Origin of the sequence: Nocardia sp. NPDC047654 (genome assembly GCF_043205035.1) — a bacterium.
Classification (GTDB): domain Bacteria; phylum Actinomycetota; class Actinomycetes; order Mycobacteriales; family Mycobacteriaceae; genus Nocardia.
On the sequence record NZ_JBIDDF010000019.1, the window covers coordinates 1 to 18695 of the forward strand.

14 protein-coding genes and 1 pseudogene are annotated in these 18695 nt (G+C 67.0%); 8 read left to right on the forward strand and 7 right to left on the reverse strand.

Features of this window, described 5'->3' with window-relative positions:
• Positions 1–151: 151 nt before the first annotated feature.
• From ACGF7Y_RS31680 to ACGF7Y_RS31700, 5 genes are all read right to left on the reverse strand, one after another.
• Positions 152–1270, reverse strand: coding sequence for an NDMA-dependent alcohol dehydrogenase (locus ACGF7Y_RS31680; protein WP_195065865.1), 1119 nt, complete (start codon positions 1268–1270; stop codon positions 152–154).
• Between the two features lie 45 nt (positions 1271–1315).
• Positions 1316–2278, reverse strand: a complete 963-nt coding sequence (locus tag ACGF7Y_RS31685) for an alpha/beta hydrolase (protein WP_393240332.1) — start codon at positions 2276–2278, stop codon at positions 1316–1318.
• A 42-nt stretch (positions 2279–2320) separates the two neighbouring features.
• Positions 2321–3799, reverse strand: coding sequence for an aldehyde dehydrogenase family protein (locus ACGF7Y_RS31690; protein WP_195140539.1), 1479 nt, complete (start codon positions 3797–3799; stop codon positions 2321–2323).
• Between the two features lie 18 nt (positions 3800–3817).
• A complete protein-coding gene (locus tag ACGF7Y_RS31695) occupies positions 3818–5503 on the reverse strand; it encodes an NAD(P)/FAD-dependent oxidoreductase (protein WP_324195979.1) in 1686 nt (561 codons plus the stop codon).
• Positions 5504–5772: 269 nt separating this feature from the next.
• Positions 5773–6870, reverse strand: a complete 1098-nt coding sequence (locus tag ACGF7Y_RS31700) for a helix-turn-helix domain-containing protein (protein ID WP_195065868.1) — start codon at positions 6868–6870, stop codon at positions 5773–5775.
• A 167-nt stretch (positions 6871–7037) separates the two neighbouring features.
• On the opposite strand from ACGF7Y_RS31700, the gene ACGF7Y_RS31705 reads away from it, so the two are divergent.
• The 6 genes from ACGF7Y_RS31705 to ACGF7Y_RS31730 all read left to right on the forward strand — a co-directional run bounded on the left by ACGF7Y_RS31705 (position 7038) and on the right by ACGF7Y_RS31730 (position 12735).
• Entirely contained in the window at positions 7038–8261 is a 1224-nt protein-coding gene (locus tag ACGF7Y_RS31705) for a cytochrome P450 (RefSeq protein ID WP_195065869.1), read from the forward strand.
• Positions 8258–9109, forward strand: a complete 852-nt coding sequence (locus ACGF7Y_RS31710; protein WP_195065870.1) for an SDR family oxidoreductase — start codon at positions 8258–8260, stop codon at positions 9107–9109. The genes ACGF7Y_RS31705 and ACGF7Y_RS31710 overlap by 4 nt, the downstream gene beginning before the upstream one ends.
• A 40-nt stretch (positions 9110–9149) precedes the next feature.
• Positions 9150–9473, forward strand: a complete 324-nt coding sequence (locus ACGF7Y_RS31715; protein WP_195065871.1) for a 2Fe-2S iron-sulfur cluster-binding protein — start codon at positions 9150–9152, stop codon at positions 9471–9473.
• Between the two features lie 384 nt (positions 9474–9857).
• The gene (locus ACGF7Y_RS31720) at positions 9858–10361 is read left to right on the forward strand and encodes an FAD-binding protein (protein ID WP_195065872.1); all 504 of its coding nucleotides are present in this window, start codon (positions 9858–9860) and stop codon (positions 10359–10361) included.
• The gene (locus tag ACGF7Y_RS31725; RefSeq protein ID WP_393240338.1) at positions 10358–11698 is read left to right on the forward strand and encodes an MFS transporter; all 1341 of its coding nucleotides are present in this window, start codon (positions 10358–10360) and stop codon (positions 11696–11698) included. The genes ACGF7Y_RS31720 and ACGF7Y_RS31725 overlap by 4 nt, the downstream gene beginning before the upstream one ends.
• A complete protein-coding gene (locus tag ACGF7Y_RS31730; RefSeq protein ID WP_195065874.1) occupies positions 11698–12735 on the forward strand; it encodes a zinc-binding dehydrogenase in 1038 nt (345 codons plus the stop codon). The genes ACGF7Y_RS31725 and ACGF7Y_RS31730 overlap by 1 nt, the downstream gene beginning before the upstream one ends.
• A gap of 69 nt (positions 12736–12804) precedes the next feature.
• Here ACGF7Y_RS31730 and ACGF7Y_RS31735 read toward each other — a convergent pair.
• Positions 12805–14295: pseudogene (locus ACGF7Y_RS31735) on the reverse strand (MFS transporter); the annotation flags it as partial.
• A 104-nt stretch (positions 14296–14399) separates the two neighbouring features.
• On the opposite strand from ACGF7Y_RS31735, the gene ACGF7Y_RS31740 reads away from it, so the two are divergent.
• The gene (locus ACGF7Y_RS31740) at positions 14400–15902 is read left to right on the forward strand and encodes an aldehyde dehydrogenase family protein (RefSeq protein WP_195066122.1); all 1503 of its coding nucleotides are present in this window, start codon (positions 14400–14402) and stop codon (positions 15900–15902) included.
• Here the strand turns inward: ACGF7Y_RS31740 and ACGF7Y_RS31745 are convergent.
• Entirely contained in the window at positions 15875–16531 is a 657-nt protein-coding gene (locus tag ACGF7Y_RS31745; RefSeq protein WP_393240342.1) for a TetR/AcrR family transcriptional regulator, read from the reverse strand. The two genes, ACGF7Y_RS31740 and ACGF7Y_RS31745, sit on opposite strands and share 28 nt — an antisense overlap.
• Before the next feature lie 276 nt (positions 16532–16807).
• Between ACGF7Y_RS31745 and ACGF7Y_RS31750 the strand changes: the two genes are divergently transcribed.
• Positions 16808–18238 carry an FAD-binding protein gene (locus tag ACGF7Y_RS31750; protein WP_393240345.1) on the forward strand — a complete coding sequence of 477 codons (1431 nt, stop codon included), beginning with the start codon at positions 16808–16810 and terminating at the stop codon, positions 18236–18238.
• The last annotated feature ends 457 nt before the right edge of the window (positions 18239–18695 follow it).

Below are 18695 nucleotides of genomic sequence, written 5' to 3' on the forward strand. Positions count from 1 at the left end.
GGGGGGGGGGGGGGGGGGTGTTCACAACTGTCTCCCGGGGGGGGGGGGGGGGGGGGGGGGTGGCGGGGGGGGCCGCCCCCCCCCCGGGGGGGGGGGGGGCCGGGGGGGGGGGGGGGGCGCCCCCCCCGCCCCCAACACATGTCCGGGAAGGTCAGCGGAAACGGATGACGCCGCGGATATTGCGTCCGTTGCGCATATCGTCGTAAGCGGTGTTGATCTGGTCGAGGCTGTAGGTCTTGGTGACGAGTTCGTCGAGCTTCAATTTTCCGCTGCGGTACAGGTTGAGCAGATTCGGCATGGCCTCACGCGGCGATTTCATTCCGTAGAGCGCGCCCTGGATGCGCTTCTGGAACATGGCCAGGGTAAAGGCGTTGATGCCGTGCAGGCCGTATTCGTGGTCCGGGCCCACACCGGTGACGACGAGCGTGCCCGCCTTGCGGATGGAATGGTAGCCCTCGGTGATCAGATCGTTGTGGACGAGCCCGGCTGCCAGGATGGTCACGTCCGCGCCTTGGCCGTTGGTGAGGGCTTGGACCCGGGGCAGCGCTTCGCTCATCGAGGGGAAGGATTCGGTCGCGCCGAATTCGAGGGCCCACTTCTGCTTGTCGGCGACAGGGTCCACCGCGATGATGTGCGCCGCGCCGGAGGCGACGGCACCTTGGACTGCGTTCATACCGACACCGCCGACACCGGCCACCACGACAACGTCGCCGGGCTGCACATCGCCCGCGGTGCTGGCCGAGCCGTAGCCGGTCTGCACGCCACATGCGACGAGGCAGGCCACTTCGAGAGGAATATCCTTGTCGATCTTGATCAGGGACAACTGATCGTAGACCTGCCATTCGGAGAAGGTGCCGAGCAGGCTGAGGGTGCCGACATCGATCCCGTCCTTGGTGTGCATCCTGAATGTGCCGTCCATTTGGTAGCCCACCATGACCAGCGCGCCGTTGTCGCAGAGGTTCTGCATTCCCATGGCACACCAGCGGCACTTACCGCAGCTGGGGATGAAGGAGGTGAGTACATGATCGCCCACCTCTAATCCGTGGACTTCGGGGCCGACCGCGCGGACGATCCCGGCGCCCTCGTGGCCACCGACGACGGGCAGGTAGGCGACCTGGGCGTCGCCGTGCGAGACATGGTCGTCGGAGTGGCACAGGCCGGTCGCGACCATCTCCACGAGTACCTCGCCCCGCCGGGGTTCATCGAGTTCGAGTTCCTCCACGCTCCACTCGCCGGGAGCGCGATGCAGGACAGCGGCATTGGTTTTCACTGGACAGTTCTCCTGGATGTACTCAAACGATTGATGCCGGCGGTGTTACCGGGCATGCAGGGCCGCGCGCAGTGCCCGGATACGGGTCGCCCAGATCTGCTGGGACAGTGCCGCGGCGGGGGCAAAGGTTTCGGAGCCGTGGTAGGCCCCCGGATACAGGTGGAACTCGGTCGGTACACCCGCTTGAACAAGTCGCTGCGCGAAGGCGATGTCTTCGTCGCGGAACAGATCCAGTTCGCCGACATCGATGAAGGCCGGCGGTAATCCGGCCAGATCCTCGGTCCGAGCGGGAGCGGCGTAGCCGTCCGCGGGCTGCCCGGCCAGGAACCACGACCAGGCCTCGATATTGGCCGAGCGGTCCCATATACCGATATCGGTGATCTGATGGCTGGAAGGCGTCTCGTTCCGATCGTCGACCATCGGATAGATCGGCATCATGAACCGCAAGGTGGGGAACCCCTTGTCCCGAGCGAGCATCGACACCGCGATCGTCAGGTTGCCACCGGCGCTACCGCCGTAGACTCCGACCCGATCGATATCGATGCCGAGCTCGGCGGCGCTTTTCACCATCCAGATCAGCGAGGCGTAGCAGTCTTCCAGCTGAGCGGGATACGGGTTCTCCGGTGCTTTACGGTAGCCGGTGGAGACCACCACGGCACCGACCTCCGCGCAAAGGCGGGTGGCAGCGAGGTCCTCCCCATCGATGTCGCTGATCACCATGCCGCCGCCGTGGATGAACAACAGCCCGGGGAGCTCGCCCTCGATGCCGGCGGGGCGGTAGATGCGAACGGGAACATCGGGTGCTTCGGCCGGGCCGGGCACCATTCGGTTCTCGGTGACCACGCGGTTGTCGGGCGGAAGCTCGGCCGTTGTGGCGGCCGTCATGGCACGGACGGTGGCACGGCGTTGCTCGATATCGGCGATGGCGTTGAAGCCGCCGGGAAGTGCGGCCAGGAGCTGTTCGAGTGGTTCACGCGAGGCGGGATCCACCCTGTCGCGGGGTGACATGGGAATCGTCCTTTCCGGCGGCTTCGGCGGGGAGGTATGAGTTCAGAGGGGCAGTTGCATGGGCATGCGCACCTGTTTGAAGGCCAGCAAGTGCTCGACGTTCTCGATTCCGCCCTCGCGTCCGAGGCCGGAGCTCTTGTAGCCACCGAAGGGCTGCATCAGGCAGGCGCCGAAATTGTTGATCGCCACATTGCCTGCCTGGAGGCGCGGTGCGAGGGCGAGCCCGGCGTCGGTATCGGCGGTGAAAATGCCTGCCCCCAGGCCGAACTCACTGCTGTTGGCGATCTCGACCGCCTCGTCGAGGTCCCGATAGGACTGCACGGTGATCACCGGGCCGAACACTTCCTCCCGGACAATGCGCATTTCGGGTGTGACATCGGTGATCAGGGTCGGCTCCACGAAATATCCGTGCGGCAGGTTCGGGCGCTTGCCACCGGTGAGGATTGTCGCGCCCTCATCGCGGGCGCTCTGGATGTAGCCCTCCACCCGGTCGCGGTGTCCGGCCGAGATCAGCGGTCCGATGACGGTGGCGGGATCGTCCGGGTCGCCGACGGGAAGTGACTGGAAGGTGGCGATCAGGGTCCCGATCCATTCGTCACGCCGAGATTCGGGCACCAGCAGCCGGGAGTAGGTGGTGCAGACCTGGCCGGATTGGGCCAGTGAACCCGGAATCACGAGCTGGGCGCCGTGGGCAGGATCGAGGTCGTCGAGGAAGATACCGGCGGATTTGCCGCCGAGTTCCAGGACCACATCGGTGATGTTGTCCGCCGCGGTATGCATGATCCGCCGCCCAGAGGCGGTGCTACCTGTGAAGGCGATATGTGCGAATTCCGGTCGCGCGGCGATATCTCCGAGTGCGTCGGGGTTACCGGGCAGGATGCTCACCATCCCTTCCGGGACGCCGGCCGCTTCGAGGACCTCGGCGAGGATGAAGGACACAGAGGGATCCTCGACTGCGGCCTTCATCACCACCGGACAGCCTGCGAGCAGAGCGGGGGCGAGTTTCACCGCGGCGAGGACCAGCGGAGCGTTCCACGGGACGATGGCCAGCACCGGACCGACCGGCTCACGCTTGATCAGGTTGCGCTCGCCGCCGTTCTCCCGCCACTGTTCGGCGTAGAGTTCACCGGAGAATTTCTTGTGTTCGGCGAAGATATCTGCTGCCTGACCTGCAATGTAGGCCGCGAAGGAGCGGATCCCGCCCTGGTCTTTGATATAGGTGGTCTCGACATCGGTGTTGCGTTCGACGAGCAGTTCCGCGACTCGGGCGAGTACGTCGCCGCGTTCGTCGAATGACATGCGTTGCCACGGATTGTCCCGGAGCGCCCGTACCGCTGCCGCGATGGCGGCGTCGGTATCGGCGGCGTTGGCCTCCGGAACAGCGCCGATCACCTCTTCGCTGTACGGGTCGGTGATCTCGATGGTCCCGCGGGTGGACGAGGAAGTCCACCGGCCGCCGATGAAAAGCTTGCTCCGGTTGAACAGATCCGTCGAGGTAGCCGTCGTGAGTTGCTGTGTCATACTCGTTCCAACTTTCGGTCAGGCGCCGGCCGGGACGGCTGCGGCGTCGTTCGGGGTAGTGCCGGTTCGTGCTGCGTCGCCGGCGTGGTGAGCATGGGACGCCACCGAGTGGGTGAAGCCGGGGTAACCCTTGGCCGCCACCAGATCGCACTGCCGGCGATACACCCCGACACCACCGGCGTAGGGCATGAACACCCGTGGCTTGCCCGGTACATTCGCGCCCAGGTACCACGACTTACCCTTGACATAGAGGGTCGCGGCGGCGATCTCGTCGACCTCCTGTACCCAGGCGTCCTGCGCGGTCCGGGCTGCCTCACTGGTGGTGACGCCGAGAGCGGACAGGAAGGTGAGATAGCCGGCGATCCAGTCGACGTGCTGCTCGATCGAGGCCATCATGTTGGACAGCACCGAAGGGCTGCCCGGGCCGGTGATGGTGAACATGTTCGGGAATCCGTGCACTGCGAGGCCCAGGTAGGACCGGGGGCCTTCGGCCCACGCCGAACGGAGGCCGGCACCGTCCCGGCCCCGGATATCGATCGCGTCGAACGGTCCGGTAATGGCGTCGAAGCCGGTGGCGAAAGCGATCACATCGGTGGGGTACTCGATGCCGCCTACCACAATGCCGCCGGCGGTGATGCGCTCGATCGGGGTCGTCGCGACATCGACGAGTTCCACATTGTCGCGGTTGAAGGTGGCGTAATAATCGGTATCCACGCAGATCCGCTTGGCGCCGATGGGATAGTCTTTGGGACACAAGAGGTCCGCGGTCCGCGGGTCGTCGACTGTCTCCAGGATCCGGTCGCGCACGTAGTCGGCGGTGACAGCGTTCGCCCGCTCGTCGAGCATCGTATCGGTGAAAGCGGCGAGGAAGCCGGGTCCGCCCTCCGCCCAGCGCCGATCCAGCTCGTCGCGAGCACCGGCGCCCGCGGCCAATGCGCTACCGGTAGGCGCAGCGATGACCTGACCCGCCGGCGACAGCCGGGCTTCGGCCCACAGAGCGCCGTAGACCGAGCGGATCCTGGTGAGTTCGTCGGGTCCCAGCTTCCTGTTGCGTGCCGGGACGCTGTAGTTGGGGGTGCGCTGGAAAACGGTGACCTGCGCGCAGTCGGCCGCGATGGCCGGGAGCAATTGAATACCGGAGGATCCGGTACCGACCATAGCGACGCGCTTTCCAGTGAGATCCACGCCTTCGTGCGGCCAGCGGCCGGTGTGATAAACCTGTCCGGCGAAATCGCCGAGGCCGTCGATCTCGGGAATACGTGAGGCGGACAGACAGCCGAGCGCGGTGATCAGGAATCGAGTCCGAATATTCCCAGACGAGGTTTGGACGAGCCACATATCGTCGTTCTCGTCGAAATGCGCCGCAGTGACGTCGGTGTTGAACCGGATACTACGACGCAGATCGAATCGATCCGCGACATGCGACGCGTAAGCAAGGATTTCTGGCTGTGTCGCGTACTTTTCCGACCAGTTCCAGTCGGCCTGGAGAGCCGGATCGAACGAGTACGAGTAAAAGATTGATTCCGCGTCACACCGCGCGCCGGGATATCTGTTCCAGTACCATGTTCCGCCGACGTCTTCGCCTCGCTCGATTGCCACGACATTCATGTCGAGGTCGTCGCGGAGGCGGTGGAGCGCGTACATTCCCGCGAATCCGGCTCCGATGACGACGGCGTCACATCGCTCTTGATTCCGAATGCTCACGTGGATCTCCAATCACCGCCCGACGGCAGATTTCGCAGCTTCGACTTCGAATGCCTGCGGCGGGCCGTCCGGATGGATGTGGCACCATGGCCGTTCACGAAATCGTCCCGTGTCCAATTCATTTCGCTCAGTCAGTATTGCGGACCTGTGTGGTGGAAATCACTGACCATATGGCGCGATATCCAGTCGGCCATCGCGCCATATGGCGCACGACGCCACACGTAGCCGACCGACCCGCGGTGCGCCGCGGGTTGTAGTCCTATCGGAGTTCACTGCAGGTGTTGGAGCCGTTCCCGGGCGCGCAGTTTTGCGTCCCGCAACCGACGCAGCGTCAGCGCCGTCATCAGCCGGACACGGCCATAGGGTTCGGTCAGCTGGAAGTCGAGGAGTTGCTCGGCGCGTTCGACGCGAGTACGCACGGAATTGTGATGCATATGAATGGTGCTCGCCGCCCGTCTCAGTGATTCGGTGGCGGCGACAGCCTCGAGGGTTCTCAGCATTTCCGTGCCGCCCGGTGTCCCCGCGAGCTTGTCCAGCGCAACCACTTCTGCGGCCTCGGCCATGGCGTCCATCGGAATGTGTTGGGCGAGCAAGGTGACACAACCGATCCGATTGCTTTCGAGGATTACCGCTTCCTCGATGCGATAGGGCCCGGTGTGACGAGTGCTGGGCAGGGCGAATTCGAGCGCGAGTCCGGCCTCCATCCATGCGCGTGGGGCGGTGATGCCGGGCGTCTTGGGGCTGGTCGCCAGTCGCACCCCGATAGGCACTCCGAGCGTCTCGGGGAGATCGCCGTCGACGAGGATCACCCACAAGGCGCCGATCTCGGCAGTGTGCACCCGGCGACCCGCGGCGCGGAGTTGCTCGACCACAGAATCGAGCTGGCGGCGGCTGCCATCGCAGGTGAGCACCCGTAACTCGGCGGCCGCGGAGTAGCCGAGCATGCGCAGGGCGCGGGCGCGATCCGCCTCGTCGGCGGTAGCGCTGATCGTCACTTCGATGAGCGCAGCTTCCGACAGCGCGGTCTCCGCCGAGCCCATGCTCCGCAGCGTTACGGTGGCTACGAAATCCATCCGATCGAGGATGAGTGCGTCTAGGTCGTCGGCGATGAGCTGGTCGCGCTCCAGCCAGATGACTCCGCCTGCGCCAAGTGTGCAGGTCGCGGCCGACGGGCCCGGGGTGCCACGAGACATTGTGCCGTCCGGGGCTGCGGTGCGTCCGTCCAGGGCGCCCGTGGTCCAAAGGCCGGCGATGCATCCGGCCCGCGAGGCGGCGGTTCGCAAGACGGTGTCGATCGTCGCACCCCTCACCAGGAGCGCATCGAACTCCTTGATGACCTCGAGTGCCCGGTCGAGGGTGATGTCCAAGCTGGGACGAACCGCGTGCATATCTGGAGCTTAGACGCCTTTCGGCCACCTGTGGGCCAAATTATTGAACTTATTTATCTAGATTGGATTGCGGTAACCAACTAGTTGATCCACTATATATGTGAGGTCTGTCATACGCTGGCCTCCCGTCGTCTCAAGGAGGATGCGTGTCGACGACCGCTCAGGCCCTTCTGCCTGATCTGACCGACCCCGCAAGTTTTCACGATGCGGTGCCATTCGGCGCCTTCGACTACATGCGAAGCCAGCCTGGCTTCTACTGGCAGGATGCATCGCTCGGCGTCGCGAACGGTGGCTTCTGGGCCGTCACGCGGTTCCAGGACATTCTCGACATCGAAGCGCGACCCGACCTCTTCAGTTCCGTCCCGGGCGCGGCTTGGCCGGGCACCAACCTGCCTGCCGATCCGCAGCTCAACCCCACCGCCGACCTGTTGATGCACATGGACCCGCCCCGCCACAGCTCGGTGCGTCGCGTCGCGGCGAAGGCGTTCGGTCCCCGGGTCGTCAAGAACTTCGACCCGTGGGTCCGCGAGATCGTGGTCGAGACGCTGGATCGCATCGGCACGCTCACGTCCTTCGACTACATCACGGAGGTCGCTCGAGTCGTTCCGGCCGTGGTGATCGCGCAGATCCAGGGGGTGCCGCGCGAGCACCGGCAGTGGATCGTCGATCGCACGATCGATGCGTTCGCTGCACAGGGGACGGGTGACCTCGCCCAGACGGCAGAAGCGATCGAGAAGGTGGTGGCGTACTACCGCGAGGAGCTCGTCCCTCTGAAGCTCAGGGAGCCGCAGGACGACATGACGACCGTGATCGCCCACGCGATGGAGCGAGGCGACGTCACGATCAGCGAGGGCTACAGCTTTCTGAACCTGCTGCAGGGCGCTGGCTTCGAGACGACGCACACGTTGATCGGTCAATCGATGCGGATGCTCCTCGAGGATCCGGAGGTCGCGGAGAAGACCGTGCGTGGCATCGACGAGCTGGGCCCCGACAAGGTAGTCGACGAGTTCCTGCGCATTATCACGCCGGCCATGTTCATGTCACGGACGGCGGCCGAGGACACCGTGGTCGGCGGTCAGGAGGTGCGCAAGAACGACCTGCTCAACCTGTATTTCATCGCGGCGAACCGTGACGAAACGGTGTTCGATCGCCCCGATGAGTTCGACCCGTGGCGCACGGAGACGGCATCGCTGACGTTCGGTTCGGGAGCACATCGCTGTATCGGCAACGCGCTCGCGAAGCTGGAGTTGCGGATCCTTTTCGAGGAGATGTCGAAGCGCGGGTTCTCGCTCAAGCTGGACGGTGAGCCGCAACGCGGCTGGTCCGTCTTCATCAATCAGATCCAATCCCTTCCGGTGGCCTGGGCATGAGCGCGGTGGAGACGAGCCTGGACGGCCAGACGGCTCTCGTGACCGGAGCCGCCACCGGCGTCGGCAAGGCCATTGCGACAGAGTTGGCGCGGCGTGGAGCGTTCGTGGTCGTGAGCGACATCGACGACGACGGCGGACAGAAGGCGGCCGCGGACATCAACGGGTCCGGTGGACGCGCAACGTACGTCCACGCCGACGTGACGTCGAGCACCGACCTGGCGGGCTTGATGAAGGCGGCCGGAATAGCCCAGGACGGCCTCAACATCGTGGTGGCCAATGTCATGGGGGGAGGCGCTTACGGCGCGATCTGGGATACCGACCCGGAGACCGCGCGACGCACGTTCGACATCATGGTGTTCGGTGTCTACAACGTGATCCGCGAATTCGCGCCGGCTCTGACCGCCACTTCCCGTTCCGGGTCCCCGGCCCGCCTCCTGGTCGTCGGGTCCGAACACTCACTCGGTGTGCCGCCGCATGTCTTCCCCGCCAGCGTTTATACGACGTCGAAGTATGCATCGCTCGGGCTGGTCGATACCGCCCGGCGCGACTTCGCAGCCACGGGAGTCTCCGTCACTCTGCTCGCCCCGAGTTGGGTGAGGACCGAGAAGCTGCTCGAGCTTATCCGCTCATCACGCGAACTCGCCGAAGCCATCGAGCCGAACGCTCAAGACGCCGACGAGGTCGGCCGCCGAGCGGTTGACGGTCTGCTGAGGGGCGACTACATCACGGCCACCAACCCCGTGACCCAGGAGTTCGCTCTCGAGCACGCGCGTCAGGTCACGGCATCGATCCAGGTGCACGACGGCACCGGTGATATCGCGAAGTGTCCCGTCGTCGGGGACATGTGACGTCCTGACGGCACAGATAGGGAAGTAGAAGAAGTAGAAAATGCCCAAAGTTACCTTCGTGCAGCCCAGCGGGAAACACATCACCGTCTCAGCCGATGTGGGCCGAACCGTGATGAATGTGGCGGTCGAGAACCTCGTACCAGGCATCGTCGGTGAGTGTGGAGGAGGCCTGTCCTGCGCAACGTGTCATGTGTTCGTCGACGAACCGTGGCTGGCGAAGCTCAACCCGAGAACGGCGGAAGAGGAACAGATGCTCGACGTGACCTCGGAGGAGCCGACTCCTGCCAGCAGGCTCTGCTGCCAGATCACTATGACGGAGGACCTGGACGGCTTGTCGCTTCACGTCCCCGAGACACAGCGATGACCGCCGACAGCGACCTCCTGATCATCGGCGGGCTGACGCTTCCGAGTTGATCGGGCTGTGGGGCCGCGAGGCCGCATGCCGTCCTACGAGATCGCGGAGACGGCATCCATTGCGGCGTCCAGGGCATCGGCCAGCGGCATCGACGAGCGCGCCGCGTGCGGGTGGGCAGGGGTCCAGCCGTGGCGAGTTCGGCGAGGAGGGGGCGAGATCGTCGGCCAACATCTCACGCGATCTACATGCGGCCAACTATCTAGTTGATTCAATCAACTAGATAGTTGACCCCGCTCGGGCGGCCTTATGCTCGCCGCACAGGCTTGATGGTGTGACTTGCCCCACCTCGAAGTCACCTGTGCTTTCGTCAGCGAAGACAAGAAAGAGTGATCAATGGGGCTCATCGATGAACCCGTCGTGGCCGACACGATTGCGGAGCTCGCCACGCAGCTGGGCATCGACGCCGCCGCCCTCACGCAGACGGTGGAGGAGTTCAACGCGGCGGCCGAGGGGAACACCATCAACCCGTTCACGCCCCTGGACGGCATCGGCACGCGCGGCCTGTCGCCGGCCAAGAGCAACTTCGCCGCGCCCCTCACCGAGGGGCCCTACTCGGCGTGGCCGATCGCCCCGCGCATCTGCTTCACCTACGGGGGGCTCCGCGTCGACGGCTCGAGCCGCGTGCTCACCGCGGCGGGCAAGCCGATCCCCGGCCGGTACGCGGCGGGGGAGATCGCCGGCATCTTCTACAACGAGTACCCCGCGGGCAGCTCGGGCCTGCGGTCGATGACCTTCGGGCGCCTCGCGGGCAAAGCGGTCGTCAGTGACGTCGCACCACTATCCCTGGGTCGCCGCGTTGCGCGCCGCCCGGTCTCTGTCGAGGAGGACAGACGATGAACGCCACCACCCTGCCGACCTCCGACCGCGCGAAAGCACTGCGTCGGCGGTTCCTTGTCGTCGCCACGATCCTCGCGATCGCCGACGGCTTCGACGCTTCGCTCGTCGGGGTCACGCTGCCCGTGATCCTCGCGAAAGGCGAATTCGGTGTCACGCCCGGGACGGCGGGCGCCGTCGCGAGCGCCCAGCTCTTAGGCATGCTCGTCGGCGCCGTCGTCGCCGGCATCCTCGCCGATCGGATCGGCAAGAAGAAGGTGATGCTCGCCACGCTCATCCTCTTCTCGGTGTTCACTCTCGCGGTGTCCATCGCCCCCGGTTTGACCCTTTTCCTCGTCTTCCGTTTCCTCGCCGGAGTCGGCATCGGCGGTATCGTCCCGACCCTCATCGCCTACGTGGCCGAGTTCTCGCTGCGCGAGCGCCGCTTCGCCAACAACACGATCATGCTGGTCGGCACCGCGATCGGGGGCATGCTCGCCCCCCTGGCCGGCCTGGCCCTCCTAGCGGGGCTGGGGCTGGACTTTCGCATCCTCTGGATCATGGGCGGTGTGTTCGGTCTGCTGCTCGTCCCCGTCGCCGTCGCGACCATGCCCGAGTCATGGGCGTACCTGCAGACGCACGGTCAGCCACAGCGGGCGGCATCTCTCCGCGCCCGCTTCGGGCTCGGCGACCTCGACGTGCCGGCCTCCGGCGACCGGCCGCAACTGCGCACCCTCTTCACGCGCGAGTATCGCGGACGCACCATCCTCATCGCGATCTCGGCGATGTTCGTCATCGGCTCGAGCACCGCCTTCCCCACCTGGCTGCCGCAATACCTCGTGCTGGGGGGAGTGCAGTTCAGCAACGCCCTCGCACTGTCCGCGCTGGTCACCTTCGGAACGATCGTCGGCTGTCTCGTCGGCGGGCGGATGCAGGACCGTGGCAATCCGCGCATCGTCGTGGCGGTCTTCCTCCTCCTGACGGGCCTGGCGCTCGTCGCGATCGGCCTGGCGCTCGGCGCGCCCTTCTGGCTGATCCTCGTGCTGCTGCTGTGCTACGGCCTCGTGAACAACCCGTTCATGTTCAACGGGCTCGTGGCCAACGTGTATCCGCCGCACCTGCGCGGTTCGATCCTCAGCGTGGACTTCGGGGTCGGCCGTGCCGCCGCCGTCGTGGCGGCCGCCCTGGGCGGCGTCATCGCCGCCGCGAACCTGCCCCCCGCGGTGAACTTCATCCTGTGGGCCCTTCTTCCCCTGGCGGCGGCGCTCGCCGTGTTCCTCATCCCGGCGTACCGTCGTCGGGACGCGTCGGAGGGGCGCCCGGCATCCACCCCCTCCGCCGACGAGACGGTCGGCGCCTGATGCGCGCGGTGGTCTTTCCCGGCGACCGCACCGCGGAGGTGCGGATGGTCCCCGACCCCGCCCCCGGCCCTCGGGACGTCGTGCTCGAGATCCGGGCGTCGGGGATGTGCGGCACGGACCTGAAGTTCTACCACGGCGACGCCGACGTCCGGGGCGCCGGGTTGCTCGGCTCGGTGGTCGCCGGGCACGAACCGTGCGGAGTCGTTGCGGAGGTCGGTTCCGACGTGCACGACGACGAGGCCCGCGTCGGCCAGCGGGTGATGGTGCACCACTACCTGGGCTGCGGGATGTGTCCGTCGTGCCGATCGGGGTGGACGCAAATGTGCGAGCGCCGGGCGCCGACGGCGTACGGCTACAACGCCGACGGCGGCCATGCCGACTTCATGGCGGTCGGTGTCGCCACTCTGGTACCTCTTCCCGACGCGCTCTCGTTCGCTGCCGGCGCGGCCATCTCGTGCGGGACCGGAACCGCGTGGGGCGCGCTGCGGCGCCTGAACGTGAGGGGCGATCAGACCGTCGCGGTCTTCGGCCAGGGTCCTGTCGGTCTTTCCGCCACTCTGCTGGCCGCGGCCCTCGGCGCGCGGGTGATCGCGCTGGACGTGAGCGCGAGCCGGTTGGAGCGGGCGCGGGCGTTCGGCGCCTCGGTCACGATCGATCCGAGCGGAACGGATGCCGTCGCCGCCATCCGCGAGCACACCCGGGGGAGAGGCGTGGATGCATCCCTCGACGCCAGCGGCTCTCCGGCGGCGCGTCGACAGGCGGTCCAGAGCCTGCGCCCGTGGGGGCGGACGGCTTTCGTCGGCGAGGGCGGAGACGTCTCATTCGAGGTGAGTCCGGATCTGCTCCGACGTCAGGTGCAGGTGCACGGCGTCTGGACGTTCTCGTCGGTCGAGCAGGAGGCGTGCGCGAGCTTCGTCGCCGACCGGGGGATCGACCTCGACGCGCTCTTCACCGACCGGTGGCGGCTCGACGACGCAGCGGAGGCGTACGCGTCGTTCGAGCGGCAAGCGGGGGGCAAGGGCGTGTTCGTCCGCTGACGCCCCGGCGCCCGCCGTCCGTGGCGCGTCGCTTTTGAACGGGGCTGGGCACCCGCGTCGTGTCGGTCGGGGGATCGCGGTCGCGAGGACGAGGGCGACCGCCGAAGCGATGAGCCCGAACAGGATCGCGACGTGGAACGCCCCCGGTGTGGGCACGGTCGTCCCGCCGACGGTGCGCGACATCACGGCGAGGACGGCGCCGATGGATGCCGACGCGACGCTCGTTCCCAGCGAGCGGAAGAGAGTGTTGAGGCCGTTCGACGCCCCGGCGGCGTGCTCCGGCACGGCCCGCATGATCAGCGCCGGGATCGCGGCGTAACCGAAGCCGACGCCGACGCCGATCAGGACGTTCGTCACGACGATCTGCCAGATCTCGCTCGAGAAGAGGAGGCCGTAACCGTAGGCGGCCGTGAGGAACGCCGCTCCGATCAGCAGCGGAGTCCGCGGTCCGAAGCGACTGGACAGGGCGCCCGCCACGGGGGCCAGGGTGAGCATGATGACTCCCGGCGGCATCATGACCACGCTGGCCCCGATGAGTGACAGGCCGAAACCTCCGGCGCTCTGGGGCATCTCGAGCAGCTGCGGATAGACGATGTTCGAGGCGAAGAGCGAGAACCCGACCGCGAACGAGGTCAGATTGGTCATGAGGACCGGCCGACTGCGCGCCAGACGTAGGTCGAGCAGGGGATCCCGGGTGCGCGACTCGTGCCACACCCACCCGGCCAGCACGATCAGCGCCGCCGCGGACGTGAGGAGGGTGGCGGGCGAGGTCCAGCCCCACGTGGCCCCGAAGGACAGCAGCACCAGGAGCGCACTGGTGACGAGGGCCAACCCCGCCGCGCCCAGGGCGTCGAACCGTCCGCCGCTGCGCCCGCTCTCGGGGACGACCGCCACCACGAGCGCCGCGACGACGGCCGCGAAAACCGCGGTCGCCCCGAACGTCCAGCGCCAGCCGGCGAGCTGGTTGACGATCGCGCTGATCGGCAGTCCGAGGCCGCCTCCGACGCCGAGCGTCGCGCTCATCAGAGCGATCGAGGTGTCGAGGCGGCGCGCGGGAACGGTGTCGCGGAGGATGGCGATCCCCACCGGCATGATGCCGGTCGCCGCCCCCTGCAGTCCGCGGCCGAGGACGAGCATCCACAGCTCTTGCGCGCCCGCCGACACGACCGAGCCGAGGGCCAGCAGCGCGAGGAGCGCGAGCGCGACGCGGCGTTTGCCGATCATGTCGGCCAGCCGCCCCGAGATCGGGGTGAGGACCGCCGCGACGAGGAGCGTCGCCGTGACGGCCCACGCGGTCTGTTCGCGTCCCGACGCGAAGAGGTCGGGCAGGTGCGCCTGGATGGGGATGATCGCGGTGAAGACGAACGACGATCCGAGGCCCGCCACGGCGAGCACGGCGACCACCCTGCCCGGGTGCGGGTGATGGTCATCCGGTCGGCGCGCATCGAACGGCTCGTCCACGGTGGCTCCTCTGTGTCGGCGTCGGCCGTGCGCGACCCGGCCTGGCGGGTGCGACCGCCGGGCGGGTCTTCGAGGGCGCGTCGTCGACGATCGATCCATCGCGGGACTCGACGGTGTCGAATGACGGCCCTAGTATGACGCTATCAACTAAGCGGTTGAAGTGGCCGTGGTGGCCCCTCGCCGCATCGAAGAAAGGCCGGTCGATGACGACTGCACCCACCACCGCCTCGACCCGCTTCCCGGAGATGGACCCGGCACGGCGATTCGGAATGATCATCGACGGTCGCAGCACGCAGGCCGCCGACGGCGCCGTCTTCCGCTGCTTCGACCCGTACGAGGAAGCCGAGTGGGGCTACGTCCCGGAAGCGTCGGCGCACGACGTCGACCGCGCCGTCGCGGCTGCCCGTGCCGCCCAACCCGCGTGGGCGGCGACCTCCCCGTTCCAGCGCCTCGCGCTGTTCCAGCGCTGGGCGGCTCTCGTGCGTGAGCATGTGGCGGAGATCGCGCGCATCCAGGTGCACGAGAACGGCAAGACGCTGACCGAGATGACGCTGGCGATGGGCTCGATCGCCAACGCGATCGAGTTCTGCGCGCACTACGCCACGACGCTCCACGGCGACACGGTGACCCCGATGATGCCGGGGCACCGGGCGTGGACGACGAAGGTGCCCGTCGGTGTCGTGGCGGCGATCACCCCGTGGAACAACCCCATCGGTCTGCTCGGGTGGAAGCTGTTCCCGGCCTTGGCGGTCGGCAACGCCGTAATCGTGAAGCCGAGCGAGGTCACCCCGGTCTCGACGATCCGGCTCGTCGAACTCGCCGTCGAGGCGGGCTTCCCCCCGGGCGTCATCAGTGTCGTGACCGGCGCCGGCGCGGCGGGCGCGGCGCTCGTCGAGCACGAGGGGATCGACAAGATCGCCTTCACCGGCTCGACCGCGACCGGTCGCCGGATAGCGCAGGCAGCCGCCGGCCGTCTCGTTCGCACGACCCTCGAGCTGGGCGGCAAGGGGGCCAACATCGTCTTCGCCGATGCCGACCTGGATCGCGCCGTCGAGGGGATCGTCGTCGGTCTCACCGCGGGGACCGGGCAGGCCTGCAACGCGGGCTCGCGCGTCCTCGTCCACGAAGACATCAAGGACGAGGTGCTCGAGCGGCTCACGAAGGCCCTCGCGGCGCTGCCCATCGGCGACCCGCTCGACCCCGGCACAGCGATCGGGCCGATCGCGTCGCGCCCTCAGTACGCGAAGGTGTGCGGCTACCTCGACGTCGCAGAGTCGGAGTCCACGACGCGGCTCGTCGCCGGTGGGCGCCGCGGAGCGGAGCCGTTCGGTATCGCCCGGGGACTCTTCGTGGAACCCACGCTGTACGAGACCCCCGACGAGCAGTCGCGCCTGCGGCGGGAGGAGATCTTCGGCCCCGTCGGTTCGCTCATCACCTTCGCCACCGATGACGAGGCCGTGCGCATCGCGAACGAAAGCGAGTACGGCCTCGTGGGCGGACTGTGGACCACGGACGTGGACCGGGCGCGCCGCGTGTCGGAGCGACTCGACGTCGGCGTCGTGTGGATCAACACCTGGCGCGCCTTCAGCGGGAACGTGCCGTTCGGGGGACGCAAGAACAGCGGCGTCGGTCACGAGATGGGCCTCGACCTGTTCGACGAGTACACCCACGTCAAGGCCTACTGGCTGGGGCCGGAGGGGCGCTGATCCTCTGAGGTGCGCGCCAGCAGCGCGGCGATGACCTGATCGACCCCGTCGGCGACGGCGGGGTCGTCGGGCTCGAGCCCCGTCACGAGCTTGGTGATCTGGGGGAAGGCGGCGGGGCCCAGCGAGGCGAAGATCAGCAGCAGCGAGGCGAAGCGCGCATCGACCTCGGCGGGGAACGTGCCGCTCTGCTGCGCGTGCTCCAGCACTTCCCGCTGACTGTCGTACGCGGCCTTGCGGATGTCTTCGCGATGTATCGGATTGTCGCGGTTCTCCCAGTACTCCAGGCCTTCCCAGGCCAAGAGGCGCCGCCAGGTGATGCTGCCGCGCGCCTGCTGTGCGCGCAGGCGGATCATGTCGTCGAGGGTGCCCTCGCGCATCGCCGCCCAAACGGGGCGGTACGTGTCGACGAGCCGATCGAGGACGGCGTCGTACAGGCCCGACTTCGACGAGAAGTAGTAGTAGATCAGCTGCTTGTTCGCGTTGGCGCGCGCAGCGATCGAGTCGATGCGCACCGATCCGAACCCCTTCGAGGAGAACTCCTCCACGGCCACGTCCAGGATGCGTTCACGCGTGGCGTTTTCCGATTCGCTGGACGCGCGTGTCGAAGAAGAAGGCATGGGGTCATTCAACCATTGGGTTGGACGGTCCGCGTCCGCCAGTGGCCTCGTCGTTGCAGAACTCCCGCTTGTTCGGTGAGGCCGACGGCATTGACAAGGTTGGCCTTCATCGGAAGTAGGCATGGCCTGGCCACTCGTCTCGAAAATTAGCATTGACCAACTTGTTGGTTGACGGCGCGGTCGCCATGCGCTTCACTGTGACAACGGTCACCGCCGCGAACTGTACGGCCCCTTGCGAAGGTCCTGCAGAGCCGAACCCATCAACAAGCACGAGGGAGTGCGCCCATCATGACAATTGCTGCTCCGGATTCGACCTGGGACCTCGTCGTCGTCGGTCACGGCGTCGCCGGCCTGGCCGCGGCCAAGTCGTTCCTCGACCACAGTGCCCAAGCTGGCCGGACCGCGCGGGTCGCAGTCCTCGAACGTGCCCCCCGATCCGATCGCGGCGGATCGTCGGCGTGGACCACGGCGTTCCTGCGTCTCACCGGCGAGGGGGAGCTCGACCCGTCGTGGGCCGAGAACATGCGCATGAACTCCGGCGCGCTGATCGACGAGCAATACGTCAGCAGCTTTTACGCGAACGTGCCAGCCACGCTGCAGTGGCTGCAAGACCTCGGAGTCGCGCTCGACAAGGTGCCGACGCCGTTCGGCACCGGCTGGGCGTGGAGCGTGGTCGGCGGTGGGCGCGCAGTCGTGGAGAAGCTGCTGGCGAAGGTGACCGCCCAGGGCGCCGACGTCTTCTACGAAACCACCGCAGAGCACCTCGTACGTGATGACGAGGGCCAGACCACGGGCGTGCAGGTCCGGCTGTCCGACGGCACCGCCACCGTGCTCGGGGCGGCTGCGGTCGTGCTGGCCAACGGCGGGTTCGAGGGCAACCATGAGATGTTGTCTCGTTACATCGCCGACGTTTACCGCCTTAAGACGGTGTCGCCCGGCACGATGAACAACCGCGGTGACGGCCTTCGGATGGCCCTCGAAGTCGGAGCAGGCACCGCCGGGCAGTTCGATGCTGCGCACCTCGAGCCTTGCGACGCCCGATCGGCGTCCGAGGAACCGCTTGTCGCGGCCTGGTATTGGGGCATCCTGGTCAACCAGGCGGGCGAGCGCTTCATGGACGAGGCCGAGCGCACCTACGACATCCAGTTCGACAGCATCGCCAACGTGACCCACCGGACTCAGGGTGGACGGTCCTACGCCATCATCGACCAGTCGGTTCGCCGCGCAGTGCCGTTCCTCGACGCGATGCAGTCGACCGCTCTCGCGCCGGTCACCGCCGACACCATCGAAGAACTCGCCGTCAAGCTCGGCATCGACCCCCAGCGGCTGGCGGCAACAGTTGCGCAGTACAACGCTGCCGCCCCAGGCGACATCGACCCTCTCACGATGGACGGTAGGGCAACCACCGGCATCACGCCGCGCAAGTCGAACTACGCCCAGCCACTCACGGACGGTCCGTTCGAGGCGTGGCCGATCGAGCCGCAGATCTGCTTCACCTATGGCGGGGTCAAGGTCGACGCGGAGGCGCACGTTCTCGACATGGATGGGCGCGTGATCTCCGGCCTCTACGCCGCCGGAGAGGTGACGGGCATCTTCTACAAGGAGTATCCGGCAGGCACCTCGGTGCTGCGGTCGATGACGTTCGGCCGTGAGGCCGGCCGCGTCGCGGCTGCCGAGGTCTTCGGCGCGCACGCATCGATCGGCGCGGCCGCAGGCTGAGCCGGAGCGCAGCTTCCGCTCGCGCCGTTGCCGATCGGCCCATGCATCCGATCAGTGTCACAACCCTGGTGACCGATAAGACTTCGGGCGCGGTTCGCGAGATGGGGCAGACCGTCTCCCGCGACGAGACATCGAACCGGTCGTGGCCGTGAGTCCTCATGTCGGGATCGGGCGTGTGCCCGAATCGCGGTGCGATCGACGACAAAGCTGGCAATGGGCGTCAATCAGTAGTCGGAGGACTCGCGGTGTCGCACGATGGGCCTCGACCTGTTCGACGAGTACACCCACGTCAAGGCCTACTGGTTGGGGCCGGAGGGGCGCTGATCCGCTGAGGGGCGAGCCGGGGTGCGGATAACCCGATCGGCCGGTCGCCAGCGGTGGCCGGCGATGTGCCTCTCGGTCGTGCCTTCTGAAGGGAATGTACTTGTCATTGCAGACCCGCACGACCAACTGTATG

What these genes read in the sequence shown, in the direction of transcription:
- ACGF7Y_RS31715 (WP_195065871.1), top strand. Translation starts at nt 9,150, where the DNA reads ATGCCCAAAGTTACCTTCGTGCAGCCCAGCGGGAAACACATCACCGTC.
- ACGF7Y_RS31750 (WP_393240345.1), top strand. Translation starts at nt 16,808, where the DNA reads ATGACAATTGCTGCTCCGGATTCGACCTGGGACCTCGTCGTCGTCGGT.
- ACGF7Y_RS31685 (WP_393240332.1), bottom strand. Translation starts at nt 2,278, where the DNA reads ATGTCACCCCGCGACAGGGTGGATCCCGCCTCGCGTGAACCACTCGAA.
- ACGF7Y_RS31690 (WP_195140539.1), bottom strand. Translation starts at nt 3,799, where the DNA reads ATGACACAGCAACTCACGACGGCTACCTCGACGGATCTGTTCAACCGG.
- ACGF7Y_RS31725 (WP_393240338.1), top strand. Translation starts at nt 10,358, where the DNA reads ATGAACGCCACCACCCTGCCGACCTCCGACCGCGCGAAAGCACTGCGT.
- ACGF7Y_RS31720 (WP_195065872.1), top strand. Translation starts at nt 9,858, where the DNA reads ATGGGGCTCATCGATGAACCCGTCGTGGCCGACACGATTGCGGAGCTC.
- ACGF7Y_RS31740 (WP_195066122.1), top strand. Translation starts at nt 14,400, where the DNA reads ATGACGACTGCACCCACCACCGCCTCGACCCGCTTCCCGGAGATGGAC.
- ACGF7Y_RS31710 (WP_195065870.1), top strand. Translation starts at nt 8,258, where the DNA reads ATGAGCGCGGTGGAGACGAGCCTGGACGGCCAGACGGCTCTCGTGACC.
- ACGF7Y_RS31730 (WP_195065874.1), top strand. Translation starts at nt 11,698, where the DNA reads ATGCGCGCGGTGGTCTTTCCCGGCGACCGCACCGCGGAGGTGCGGATG.